Annotated in this window: 8 protein-coding genes and 1 pseudogene; 4 read left to right on the top strand and 5 right to left on the bottom strand. The window is 73.8% G+C overall.

Going from position 1 to position 12,822, the window contains the following annotated elements:
• Nucleotides 1-141 precede the first annotated feature (141 nt).
• Both polA and ACLGIH_RS25935 read left to right on the top strand, forming a co-directional pair.
• A complete protein-coding gene (gene polA / locus ACLGIH_RS25930) occupies nucleotides 142-2,868 on the top strand; it encodes a DNA polymerase I (protein WP_416527693.1) in 2,727 nt (908 codons plus the stop codon).
• 419 nt (nucleotides 2,869-3,287) lie between these two features.
• Complete coding sequence (locus ACLGIH_RS25935; protein ID WP_416527694.1) at nucleotides 3,288-3,707, top strand: hypothetical protein; 420 nt, start codon at nucleotides 3,288-3,290, stop codon at nucleotides 3,705-3,707.
• On the opposite strand, the gene ACLGIH_RS25940 is transcribed toward ACLGIH_RS25935, so the two are convergent.
• Nucleotides 3,628-4,485 carry a DUF4184 family protein gene (locus tag ACLGIH_RS25940; RefSeq protein ID WP_416527695.1) on the bottom strand — a complete coding sequence of 286 codons (858 nt, stop codon included), beginning with the start codon at nucleotides 4,483-4,485 and terminating at the stop codon, nucleotides 3,628-3,630. The genes ACLGIH_RS25935 and ACLGIH_RS25940 overlap by 80 nt on opposite strands.
• A 292-nt stretch (nucleotides 4,486-4,777) precedes the next feature.
• Here ACLGIH_RS25940 and ACLGIH_RS25945 point away from each other — a divergent pair, with 292 nt between their 5' ends.
• Nucleotides 4,778-6,658 carry a lytic transglycosylase domain-containing protein gene (locus tag ACLGIH_RS25945; RefSeq protein WP_416527696.1) on the top strand — a complete coding sequence of 627 codons (1,881 nt, stop codon included), beginning with the start codon at nucleotides 4,778-4,780 and terminating at the stop codon, nucleotides 6,656-6,658.
• A 242-nt stretch (nucleotides 6,659-6,900) separates the two neighbouring features.
• Here ACLGIH_RS25945 and ACLGIH_RS25950 read toward each other — a convergent pair whose 3' ends face one another.
• The 4 genes and pseudogenes from ACLGIH_RS25950 to ACLGIH_RS25965 form a co-directional block, all read right to left on the bottom strand.
• Nucleotides 6,901-9,399, bottom strand: coding sequence for an ATP-dependent RNA helicase (locus tag ACLGIH_RS25950; RefSeq protein ID WP_416527697.1), 2,499 nt, complete (start codon nucleotides 9,397-9,399; stop codon nucleotides 6,901-6,903).
• A complete protein-coding gene (locus ACLGIH_RS25955; RefSeq protein ID WP_416527698.1) occupies nucleotides 9,369-9,692 on the bottom strand; it encodes a hypothetical protein in 324 nt (107 codons plus the stop codon). Before ACLGIH_RS25955 ends, ACLGIH_RS25950 begins: the two co-directional genes overlap by 31 nt.
• Nucleotides 9,693-9,696: 4 nt before the next feature.
• Nucleotides 9,697-9,918 (bottom strand): annotated as a pseudogene (locus tag ACLGIH_RS25960) (SAM-dependent methyltransferase); the annotation flags it as partial.
• Between the two features lie 58 nt (nucleotides 9,919-9,976).
• Nucleotides 9,977-10,789 (bottom strand): class I SAM-dependent methyltransferase, encoded by an 813-nt coding sequence (locus tag ACLGIH_RS25965; protein ID WP_416529474.1) that lies wholly within the window; start codon nucleotides 10,787-10,789, stop codon nucleotides 9,977-9,979.
• A 435-nt stretch (nucleotides 10,790-11,224) separates the two neighbouring features.
• Here ACLGIH_RS25965 and rpsA point away from each other — a divergent pair, with 435 nt between their 5' ends.
• Nucleotides 11,225-12,718 (top strand): 30S ribosomal protein S1, encoded by a 1,494-nt coding sequence (gene rpsA, locus ACLGIH_RS25970; protein WP_416527699.1) that lies wholly within the window; start codon nucleotides 11,225-11,227, stop codon nucleotides 12,716-12,718.
• Nucleotides 12,719-12,822 lie beyond the last annotated feature (104 nt).

Consider the following 12,822-nt stretch of genomic DNA (forward strand, 5'->3'; position numbering starts at 1 on the left):
GCACCAGGGGTCCGGTCCCGGCCCGTACCGGCGTGGGAGTGCGGGGGCGGCGTGGGCGCGGGGCCGGCCGAACACGAGCGCGGGGCCCGCCGAGCGTCGGCGCGGGGCCGGCTGTCAGTGGCTCGTGGCAGGATCGGGGGCGTGGCAGAGACAGCATCGAAGAAGACCGACACCCCCTCCGGCGGCAGCCGTCCGCGCCTGATGCTCATGGACGGGCACTCGCTGGCCTATCGCGCGTTCTTCGCGCTGCCCGCGGAGAATTTCACGACCGCGACCGGCCAGCCGACCAACGCCATCTACGGCTTCGCCTCGATGCTGGCCAATACTTTGCGTGACGAGGCGCCCACACACTTCGCGGTGGCGTTCGACGTCTCCCGCAAGACCTGGCGGTCCGAGCGGTTCACGGAGTACAAGGCGAACCGCTCCAAGACCCCGGACGAGTTCAAGGGCCAGGTCGAGCTGATCTGCGAGCTGCTCGACGCGATGCACGTCTCCCGCTTCGCCGTGGAGGGGTACGAGGCTGACGACGTCATCGCCACCCTCGCCACCCAGGCCGAGGCCGAGGGCTTCGAGGTGCTGATCGTCACCGGCGACCGGGACTCCTTCCAGCTGGTCAGCGAGCACACCACGGTGCTGTATCCGACGAAGGGCGTCTCGGAGCTGACCCGGTTCACCCCGGAGAAGGTCCTCGAGAAGTACGGGCTGACCCCCGCCCAGTACCCCGACTTCGCGGCGCTGCGCGGCGACCCGTCCGACAACCTGCCGGGCATCCCCGGCGTCGGCGAGAAGACCGCCGCGAAGTGGATCAACCAGTTCGGGTCCTTCGCCCAGCTGGTCGAGCGCGCCGACGAGGTCAAGGGCAAGGCGGGGCAGAACCTCCGTGACCACCTGGAGTCCGTCAAGCTCAACCGCCTGCTGACCGAGCTGGAGCGGCGGGTCGAGCTGCCGAGGACGGTCACCGACCTGGAGCGGACGGCGTACGACCGCAAGGGCGTCGCGATGGTCCTCGACACCCTGGAGATCCGCAACCCCTCGCTGCGCGAGCGGCTGTTCGCCGTCGACCCCGGCGCGGAGGAGGCCGAGGCGACACCGGTCGTCACGGCCGGCGTGGAGCTGGACGGCTCGGTGCTCGGCACCGGCGAGCTGGCGGGCTGGCTCGCCGAGCACGGCACGCAGGTCCTCGGCGTCGCCACCGTCGGCGCCTGGGCGCTGGGCGCGGGCTCGGTCGCCGAGGTCGCGCTCGCCGCGCCCGACGGCAGGGCCGCCTGGTTCGACCCGTCCCAGCTGGACGAGGCCGACGAGTCGGCGTGGACGTCCTGGCTGGCCGACGCGGACCGGCCGAAGATCTTCCACAACGCCAAGGGCGCGATGCGCGTCTTCGCCGAGCACGGCTGGAGCATCGACGGCGTCACCATGGACACGGCCCTCGCCGCCTACCTGGTCAAGCCGGGCCGCCGCTCCTTCGACCTGGACGCACTGTCCCTGGAGTACCTGCACCGCGAGCTGGGCCCGGCCGCCGCGGCCGACGGTCAGCTCGCCCTGGGCGCGGACGACGGTGCCGAGGCGGAGGCGCTGATGATGCAGGCCCGCGCGGTCCTCGATCTGGGCGAGGCCTTCGAGGGCCGGCTCCAGGAGGTCGGCGCCGCGGACCTGCTGCGGGACATGGAGCTGCCGACGTCGGCGCTGCTGGCCCGCATGGAGCGGCACGGCATCGCGGCCGACCGGGAACACCTCCAGGCCATGGAGCAGATGTTCGCCGGCGCCGTGCAGCAGGCGATGAAGGAGGCGCACGCGGCGGCCGGCCGGGAGTTCAACCTGGGCTCGCCCAAGCAGCTCCAGGAGGTCCTCTTCGGCGAGCTGAACCTGCCCAAGACGAAGAAGACGAAGACCGGCTACACCACGGACGCCGACGCCCTGGCGTGGCTGGCGACCCAGACGGACAACGAGCTGCCGGTGATCATGCTCCGGCACCGTGAGCAGGCCAAGCTCCGTGTCACCGTCGAGGGCCTGATCAAGACGATCGCCGCGGACGGCCGCATCCACACCACGTTCAACCAGACGGTCGCCGCGACGGGCCGCCTGTCCTCCACCGATCCCAACCTGCAGAACATCCCGGTCCGTACCGACGAGGGCCGGGCGATCCGCCGCGGATTCGTGGTCGGCGAGGGCTTCGAGTCCCTGATGACGGCGGACTACAGCCAGATCGAGCTGCGTGTGATGGCCCACCTGTCCGAGGACGAGGGCCTGATCGAGGCGTTCACCTCCGGCGAGGACCTGCACACCACCGCCGCCGCGCAGGTGTTCTCCGTCGAGCCCGGCCAGGTCGACGCGGAGATGCGCCGCAAGATCAAGGCCATGTCCTACGGCCTGGCGTACGGCCTGTCGGCCTTCGGCCTCTCCCAGCAGCTGAACATCGAGGCGGCCGAGGCCCGCGCCCTGATGGACGCCTACTTCGAGCGGTTCGGCGGCGTCCGGGACTATCTGCGCCGGGTGGTGGACGAGGCGCGGGCGACGGGGTACACGGCGACGCTCTTCGGGCGCCGTCGCTACCTCCCCGACCTCAACAGCGACAACCGGCAGCGCCGCGAGGCGGCGGAGCGGATGGCCCTGAACGCGCCCATCCAGGGCACCGCCGCGGACATCGTGAAGATCGCGATGCTCAACGTGGACAAGGCGCTCCGCGAAAGCGGTCTCACCTCCCGCATGCTCCTGCAGGTCCACGACGAAATCGTCCTGGAGATCGCCCCCGGCGAGCGGGCGGCGGCCGAGGAACTGGTCCGCCGCGAGATGGCGTCCGCGGTGGAACTCAGGGTCCCCCTGGGCGTGTCGGTGGGATCGGGCCCGGACTGGGAGTCGGCGGCACACTAGCCTCCGGCGGTCGCAGAGCGCGGGGCGGGCGGTGGACGAGGCCCACCGCCCGCCTTCGGCACGGCTCGGGCGCTGAGCAACCACGACGGCGTGCAACCGCGACGGCGTGCAACCGCGACGGCGTGCAACCGCGACGGCGTGCAACCGCGACGGCGTGCAACCGCGACGGCGTGCAACCGCGACGGCGTGCAACCGCGTCGGTGTACCCGGCGCCGGCGCCCCGGCGCACCCGACGGCGCCGATCCCCCCGCACCCCGGAGGCCGGCCCACCACTCCAAGCCGCCCGACTCACCCGGCCCCACCCGATCCACCCGTCCCGGAAAACGCGCCCCGCCCGGGCCCAACCCCCCGGAGGGACCCGTCACCCGCGTGGCCCCCGCCCAAAAGCCCCCGCCGCCGTCTGCCGTGAGGATGCGGGCATGGGTATACGCATGCTCCACCACCGGACGGCACCGCCGCGGGCCGGCGGAGACGGACCCGCCTGCGTGCCACTTCCGCCCGTCCCGGCCTTCGCGCTGGGCGCAAGTACCGCCCGCATCCCCGCCACCCTGGCGACGGCCGTGCGCCAGGTGACGGCCGACCTCCGCCGCAGACTCGCCCGCCGGGACGGGGCCGCCGCCGCATCGGGCAGCGGCGGGGCACCCGTCTGGCGGCTCTGGGCCGACCTGGCCCGCAGCTACCTGGCGCTCGCCCTCACACTGCTGCCACAGCCACGCCCGGCGCGCACGTTCACCGTGTTCGTCGCCGCCGCCGACACCGTCAGCGCGCGACCCGCCGGCCCGGCTCCGCACCGACGCCGTCGGCGCCGCCCGGCAGCCGGACCGGACGCCACACCCTGACCCCGACGGCGTACAGCAGCAGCCCGGGGACGAGTCCCGCGCCCGCCCCGAAGCACACGGTCGGGATCAGCTCCCACGGCTTCGCGACCGGCCCCCAGTAGTCCCACCAGCGCGTCGCCCGGTGCACCGCTCCCGCCGCCGCGCAACCGCCGAGCACCGCACCGGCCCACCACCGGTCCCGTGCTGACAGCGCCGGGATCCCCACCGGGTGGGCCTCGCGGGGCATCCGCCGCAGCGCCCGTACCACGAACACGGCGATCACGACCGCGGCCACCGCCGAACCGCCGTACTGGAGGTACCAGTAGAGCGGCGAGCCGGCGATCTCCCGGCCCAGCGCGGGAAACATCCGCGTCCCCCACCGGTCGAGGTGTGTGAACGCGTCCCACACGACGTGCGTCAGCGCGCCCAGCGCCGCCGACACGTACCACCAGCCCGCCATGGAGGGCCGCACGCGCGCGCGGGGCACACCGCACCGCAGCAGCGCCGCCGTCCGCCCCTGCCGCCCCCGCGGCAGCAGCGCCACCAGCGGCTCGCGCACCAGCAGCCACAACCCCACCAGCGCCCAGGCCACCAGCACGTCGACGGTGAACACGCCCGGGAAGGAGTGCGTGACGTCCCCGAACTCCATCGCCCCGGACACCGCGCTCGCCGCGTAATAGGTCATGTCGGGCGCGAAGGAGCCCGCCACGAGCGCGGCCGGCACCAGGCGCCCGCGGCCGGTGCCGTCCGCGCGGACGGCGGGGAGCACGGCAGCCGCATGGCAGAAAGTGAAGGGCATGAGGGGTTCCTCCTGGCGTGCGCCGACCGGTCCGGCGACTCAACGTGGCCAATCGGTGAAAATCGGGCAGGAACGTCTGCCGGTGCAAAGGAAGTTGTCGTAGGGTCGCCTGCGGCACCGTATCGGGCCGGTCGTCACACCTCGGCGAGCACGGCCCGGTGAGCACGGCACGACGAGCACGACACGGTGAGCGCGGCACGACGGGCACGACGGGCACGACGGGCACGAGCACGACGTGACGGGCACGAGGGACAGAGACGGACGCGTGGCGTCCACGGGAGGGGTTCGGTCTATGGCGGCGCAATTCGGCAGGAGACTGCGCAAGGGCGCGGTTACCACCACCGTGGCGGCGGTCGCGGTCGCGGCCCTGTCCGCGTCCCAGGCTCCCGACGTGACGGCCGACACCAACGGCAGACGGACCACCGCCGACGCGGTGCCCTCGCCCGACACCGACCCCGAGGCCAGCGCCACCGGCAACTCGCCCTACTACACGGACCTGCCGCCGCTCGACAGCCCGAAGCCCTCGCCGACCATCGGCACCCCGGTCTCCAAGGGCCCCGCCGAGGCGGGCATCCCGGCGACCGTCCTCGACGCCTACAAGAAGGCCGAGGCCGCGCTGCGCTCGGCCAAGCCGAGCTGCAACCTGCCCTGGCAACTGCTCGCCGCCATCGGCAAGGTGGAGTCCGGGCACGCCCGCGGCGGCCGGGTGGACGCCGACGGCACCACCCCCAGCCCCATCATCGGCCCCCAGCTCGACGGCAACGGCTTCGCCCTCATCAAGGACACCGACGACGGTGTGTACGACGGCAACAGCAGCTACGACAACGCCGTCGGCCCCATGCAGTTCATCCCGTCCACCTGGGCGTGGTCCGCCCGCGACGGCAACGGTGACGGCAAGGAGGACCCCAACAACGTCTACGACGCCGCGCTCGCCGCCGGCCACTACCTGTGCCGCAACGGCTGGGACCTGTCCGTCCAGGCCGACCTCAAGCGCGCGATCCTCAGCTACAACAACTCCCAGGACTATCTGCACACGGTCCTGTCCTGGCTCGACTACTACCGCAGGGGCAGCCACGAGATCCCCGACGGCACCGGTTCGCTGCCCGTGGGCCGCAGCGACACCGGCAGTGGCAGTGGCAGTGGCACCGGTACCGGTACCGGCGTCGACCGGACCGAGCCGTCCCCCAAGCCGTCGCCCGACCGGTCGAAGCCCACGCCGCCGAAGGGGACCACCTCGCCGGGCACCGGCGGGGGCGACGGCGGCGGAAGCGGCACCGGTTCGCCGAGCCCCAAGCCGCCCACCACGCCCACGCCCACACCTCCCCAAACGACCCCGCCGCCCACCGGGACGCCCACCCCCACCGACACGGTGGACCACCTGGAGAACGCCGGCACCGGCAAGCTCACCGCCATGGCGGGCGACGCGTTCGCCGAGCGGATCAGCGCCCGCGCCGAGACGAAGGCCGGCAAGGGCGTCGGCAAGGTGCGCGTCCGCTTCACCGTCGTCGGCGACACGGACACCACGTTCGCCGGCGGCGAGAGTGTCGCCACGGTCGTCACCAACAGCTCCGGCGTGGCCCTCGCACCCGCGCTGCGGGCCGGCGAGAAGACCGGCGGCTTCACCGTCCGCGCCACCGTCGTCGGCCGCGCGACCGTCCCCGCCCTCGTCTACCGGGGCACCGTCACCGAGCGCGTCGCCGACGCCGTCACCCGTACCGGCGACACCCCGCTCGTCTGCGCCCCGGGCGGCGAGTTCACCGAGCAGGTCCGGCTGAAGGCCACGTACCGGGGCGCCGTCGCCGACCGCGTCGCGGTCACCGCCACGCTCGTCAAGTCGGTGCTCGACCCGACGGTGAACGACAAGGGCCCCTACTTCAAGGACGCCGACGGCAGGCCCGTGCGCACCCTCACGGGCCTGCGGACCGACGCCGAGGGCCGGCTGACGCTGCCCAAGCTGTACGCGGACGGCACCAGCGGCGCGTTCACGCTCCGCGTCACCACCGCGGGCGGCGCGACGCTCAACGTCCCGCTGACCGTGGAGGCGCAGGAGCCGGAGTCGGCCTCGCCCGGCCCGTCGACGTCCCCCGCCCCCTCCACGTCGCCGAGCGGGTCGCCCTCCGGTGAGGCGACGGCCGATTCCTCGCCCAGCGCCTCGACCGGCTCCGGCGCGTAGATCCGGGCACCGTCCCGCGGACGACGACGGCGGCGCTCCTCCACCGGGAGGGGCGCCGCCGTCTCGTACGTGACCTGCTCACCTCCCGGCCTCCCGTTACCGGCGTGCCCGGACCTGGTGACCCGTCACCTCAGCGCACGTCAGTTCTGCCGGATGCCGTCCGCCGGGGGCCCGCATGCGTGCGCGTCCGGTCGAGGTCCCGGCACCACCGGCACCCGCCCACGACACCGACGACGCGCCGGTCACCGCCCGAGCCGGGCGTTGGTGTGCCGCGTCGGCTCGGCGGCCGCCGGATCCTCGGGCCACGGATGTTTCGGATAGCGGCCGCGCAGTTCCGCCCGCACGCCCCGGTAGCCCTCCCGCCAGAAGGAGGCCAGATCCGCGGTGACGGCGGCCGGGCGTCCGGCGGGGGAGAGGAGATGGACGAGCAGCGGCACCCCGGCGATCTCCGGCGACCGCTGCAGCCCGAACATCTCCTGCAGTTTCACCGCGAGAACCGGCTGCTCCGGGTCGGTGTAGTCGATCCGGATCCTGGACCCGCTGGGCACGGTGATCCGCTCGGGGGCGAGTTCGTCGAGCCGTGCCGCGTCCCCGGTGGACCAGGGCAGCAGCCGTGCCAGCGCCTGACCGGCGTCGATCCGCGCCAGGTCGGCGCGCCGCCGCGCCCGCCCCAGCTCGGGCTCCAGCCACTCGTCCACGCGCGCGTGGAGCGCGTCCTCGGACACGTCCGGCCAGGGGTCGCCGAGGTGCAGCCGCAGGAAGGCGAGCCGCTGCCGCAGTACGGCCGCCTCGGCCGACCAGCGCAGCAGCCCGAACCCCTCCCGGCGCAGCCCCTCCAGCAGCGCGTCCCGTACGAGGCCGGGATCGGCGTCGGCCAGGGGCCGCGCCGCCAGCTCCACGGCCCCCAGCCGCTCCACCCGCCGGGCCACCACGTCACCGTCGGCCCAGCGGACTTCCGCCGCCTCCGCCAGCAGGGTCCCCGCCGCGAGCCGCGCGACCTCCTCGTCGACGACCGCCCCGAGCCGTACGCGCGCGTTCCCCTTGCCGATCGGCCGGTCCGCCACGGCCACGGCGATCCACGGCGCCCCGCGCAGCGCCGACCCGTCCGGCAGCTCCGCGCGCGTGCCGGACACCATGAGGTACGAGCCGCCATCGACCCGCGCGAGCCGCTCGGGAAAGGCGAGGGCGGCCACGAGCCCGGCCACCCGGTCCTCGGCCCCGCCGCCCTCCCCGCCGCCGAGACCCCGGCCGTTCCCACGGCCACCCGTCCCCGCGCCGCGCGCAGACCGCTCCGTCCCTTCCCTGCCCGCACGGCCACCTGCCACCGGCCCCCGCACCGGCCGGTCCCCGGGCCCGCCACCCGCACGGCCGCCGTTTCCGGGCTCCTGCGTGCGCGGCTCCGTCTGCGTGTCGTCCCGTGTGTCGCCCGCACCACCGTCCGCGGGCCCGCCCTCCGGGCGCTCGCGAGGGTCCGGTGCGCCCTTCGGGCGCTCGCCCGGGGCAGGGGCTGCCTCCGCGCGGGCGGGCGGGGCCGTGCGCTCGCCGGTCGCGGACCGGAGCCTGCGCACTTCGGCCCGCCACCGGCCCGCGTAGGCGTCACCCCCGCGCCGGGCGGCGCGCAGCGCGCCGGCGAGATCGTCCCCGTACTCGCGCGGTGGCTCCTCGCTGAGCAGCGCGACCACCTCGGCACCGCCGCCGGAGGCGCCCGCGTCCAGCAGTGCCCGCCCCAGCCGCGGGTGGACCCCGAGCCGCGCCAGCCGTGCCCCGCGCTCCGTGGCCCGCCCGGCGGCGTCCACCGCGCCGATCGCGGACAGCACCTCGCGCGCCGCCGCCATCGCCCCGCCCGGCGGCGGGTCCAGCAACGCCAGCCCGGAGGCGTCCGGATCGCCCCAGCAGGCCGCCTGGAGCGCGAACGCCGTCAGGTCGGCCACCTTGATCTCCGGCGCCGGGAAACGCGGCAGACGGACGTCCTCGGCCTCCGTCCAGCAGCGGTAGACCGTGCCCGGCGCCTCCCGCCCGGCCCGCCCCGCCCGCTGCCGCGCCGCCGCCTGCGAGGCCCGCACCGTCGCCAGCGCACTCAGCCCGCGCGCGTGATCCACCCGCGGCTCCCGCGCCAGCCCCGAGTCCACGACCACCCGCACGCCGGGAACCGTCAGCGACGACTCCGCCACCGACGTCGCCAGCACCACCCGGCGCCGCGCCCCGGGCGCCAGTACCGCGTCCTGCACCGCCGCCGGCGCCCGCCCGTGCACCTGGAGCACGTCCACCCCGTCCAGTCCGCCGAGCTGCCCGGCGACCCGGGCGATCTCGCCCACCCCGGGCAGGAAGCACAGCACGTCCCCCGACCGCTCGGCCAGCGCCCGCCGCAGCACCGACGCCACGTGCGTCAGCAGCGCCGGGTCCACCCGCATCCCGTGCGGCGGCCGCACCGGACGCGCCGGCGGCGCCCACACCACCTCCACCGGATGCGACGCCCCGCGCGCCTCGACCACCGGCGCCCCGCCCAGCAGCCGCGCCCAGCCCTCCGCGTCCGTGGTCGCCGACGCGGCCACCAGCCGCAGTTCCGGCCGCAGGGTCTGGCGCACGTCCCAGAGGAACGCCGCCGCCGTGTCCGCGTCCAGATGCCGCTCGTGGCACTCGTCGAGCACCACCGCGTCGACGCCGGCCAGTTCCTGGTCGCGCTGGAGCCGCTGCAACAGCACACCGGTGGTCACGACCTCCACGCGCGTGTGCCGCCCCACGACCCGTTCCCCGCGGACCGTGTGGCCGACGCTCCCGCCGGGCCGCTCACCCAGCAGCCACGCCATCCGCCGGGCCGCCGCCCGCGCGGCGATCCGCCGCGGCTCGGCCACGACCACACGCCGCGCGGGGCGCCCGCGCCGACCAGCCCGGCCAGCTCCAGCGGCACCAGCGTCGTCTTGCCGGTGCCGGGCGGGGCGACCAGCACCGCGGTGCCGTGTCCCTCCAGGGCGTCGTGCAGGGCGGGCAGGGCACCGCGTACGGGCAGGGCGTCCAGGGCGTCGTAACGGATCACGCACTCAGTCTCGTACGCACACGAAGATCGCCGTCCCCGGGATCAGGTTCCCGCGCAGCGGCGACCAGCCGCCCCACTCGGAGGTGTTCCAGGCCGGCCACTCCGGCTCCACCAGGTCCACCAGCCGGAAGCCCGACGCGACGACGTCCCGGACCCGGTCCCCGAGGGTGCGGTGGTGCTCGACGTACACCGCGCGGCCCTCGTCGTCCTGCTCGACGTACGGGGTGGCGGGCAGGGCACCGCGTACGGGCAGGGCGTCCAGGGCGTCGTAACGGATCACGCACTCAGTCTCGTACGCACACGAAGATCGCCGTCCCCGGGATCAGGTTCCCGCGCAGCGGCGACCAGCCGCCCCACTCGGAGGTGTTCCAGGCCGGCCACTCCGGCTCCACCAGGTCCACCAGCCGGAAGCCCGACGCGACGACGTCCCGGACCCGGTCCCCGAGGGTGCGGTGGTGCTCGACGTACACCGCGCGGCCCTCGTCGTCCTGCTCGACGTACGGGGTGCGGTCGAAGTACGACCCGGACACGCTCAGCCCCTCGGGCCCCGGCTCGTCCGGGAACGCCCAGCGGATCGGGTGCGACACCGAGAACACGAACCGCCCGCCCGGGCGCAGCACCCGGCGCACCTCCCGCAGCACCAGCCGCGGGTCGGCGACGAACGGCAGCGCCCCGTACGCCGAGCAGGCCAGGTCGAAGGAGCCGTCCGCGAAGGGCAGCGCCCCGGCGTCCGCGCAGACCAGGGGGAACGCCCCGCCGATCCGCAGCGCGTGCTGGAGCTGCCGGTGGGAGAGGTCCAGGGCGACCGGACGGGCCCCCTGGGCGGCCAGCCAGCGCGCGCACTGGGCCGCGCCGGCACCGATCTCCAGGACGTCCCGGCCCTTCAGCTCCTCCGGCGGGCCGAGCAGCTCGGCCTCCACCTCGTCGAGCCCCTCGGGTCCCCACACGAAGCGGTCGTCCCCGAGGAAGGTGCCGTGCTCGACCTGGTACTCGTCCGCGTTGCGGTCCCACCAGCCCCGGTTGGCGCGGGAACTCTCCGCGACCCCGGCGTCACGGCGGGTGGCCTCCGGTTCGGGCGCTTCGGACTCTTGGATGATCGGCTCCTTCGTCGTACTCTGCCGTCCGGCTCGGCCGGCCCCGGCCCACCCGGCTCGTCATCGGTGTCACGCCCGGTGCCGGCAAGACGGCGACACGGGCGCCCCGAAGCCGATACGGGGGCGACACGGGCCCGTGTGGCCTCGACGGACGCTTCTTGTGCCGGGTATGCGGCGATCCGTCCCGGGTGGGCGGCTTCGCGCATTGACCCTGCCCCGCTGCCCCCGTATGCTACAAGTTGCGCTGCGGGCCTGCGCACCTCAGACGTAGCAGGCTGCGCTCGCATCTGTTGTATGTCCCCTCGGTTGTCGAGGCGCCACCGGGCACCCGGTGTCTGGATTGGCGCTTCCTTGGCTGTCCGGCTTCTGCAGAGCGAAACGGGCTCCGGCGTAAGCAGTACCTACGACTTCAATGTCCGTACCGGAGCCCTTTCCCACATGACGAGCAGCACCGAGACCACCGCCACCACCCCGCAGGTAGCGGTCAACGACATCGGTAACGAGGAAGCTTTCCTCGCCGCGATCGACGAGACGATCAAGTACTTCAACGACGGCGACATCGTCGACGGCGTCATCGTGAAGGTCGACCGGGACGAGGTCCTGCTCGACATCGGTTACAAGACCGAAGGCGTTATCCCGAGCCGCGAGCTCTCGATCAAGCACGACGTCGACCCGAACGAGGTCGTCGCCGTGGGCGACGAGATCGAGGCCCTGGTCCTCCAGAAGGAGGACAAGGAAGGCCGCCTGATCCTCTCGAAGAAGCGCGCCCAGTACGAGCGTGCCTGGGGCACCATCGAGAAGATCAAGGAAGAGGACGGGATCGTCACCGGTACCGTCATCGAGGTCGTCAAGGGTGGTCTCATCCTCGACATCGGCCTCCGTGGCTTCCTCCCGGCCTCCCTGGTGGAGATGCGCCGCGTTCGCGACCTCCAGCCCTACGTGGGCAAGGAGCTCGAGGCCAAGATCATCGAGCTGGACAAGAACCGCAACAACGTGGTCCTGTCCCGCCGTGCCTGGCTGGAGCAGACCCAGTCCGAGGTCCGCCAGACCTTCCTCACCACCCTCCAGAAGGGTCAGGTGCGGTCCGGCGTCGTCTCCTCGATCGTCAACTTCGGTGCCTTCGTGGACCTGGGTGGCGTCGACGGCCTGGTCCACGTGTCCGAGCTGTCCTGGAAGCACATCGACCACCCGTCCGAGGTCGTCGAGGTGGGCCAGGAGGTCACCGTCGAGGTCCTCGACGTCGACATGGACCGCGAGCGTGTCTCCCTGTCGCTGAAGGCGACCCAGGAAGACCCGTGGCAGCAGTTCGCCCGCACCCACCAGATCGGCCAGGTCGTGCCCGGCAAGGTCACGAAGCTGGTTCCGTTCGGTGCGTTCGTCCGCGTGGACGAGGGCATCGAGGGTCTGGTCCACATCTCCGAGCTGGCCGAGCGCCACGTGGAGATCCCGGAGCAGGTCGTCCAGGTCAACGACGAGATCTTCGTCAAGGTCATCGACATCGACCTCGAGCGCCGTCGCATCAGCCTCTCGCTGAAGCAGGCCAACGAGGCGTTCGGCGCCGACCCGTCGGTCGTCGAGTTCGACCCGACCCTGTACGGCATGGCCGCGTCGTACGACGACCAGGGCAACTACATCTACCCGGAGGGCTTCGACCCGGAGACCAACGACTGGCTGCCGGGCTACGAGAAGCAGCGCGAGGAGTGGGAGCGCCAGTACGCCGAGGCGCAGTCCCGCTTCGAGCAGCACCAGCAGCAGGTCATCAAGTCCCGCGAGGCGGACGCCCAGGCCGCTGCCGAGGGTGGCGAGGCCGCCGCTCCGGCCGCGACCGGTGGTGGCTCGTACTCCTCCGAGGGCGGCGACAACTCCGGCGCCCTGGCGTCGGACGAGGCGCTGGCCGCACTGCGCGAGAAGCTGGCCGGCGGCCAGAGCTGAGCGCAGTCTGCCGAGTCTGCTGAGCAGGAGCTGCTGAGCAGGAGCTCTTGAGCGAGCGACAGCTCGCCGGACCGAGGGCCCGCACCCGTGAAGGGTGCGGGCCC

This window comes from Streptomyces hamibioticus (assembly GCF_047946815.1).
In the GTDB taxonomy this organism is placed as follows: Bacteria; Actinomycetota; Actinomycetes; order Streptomycetales; family Streptomycetaceae; genus Streptomyces.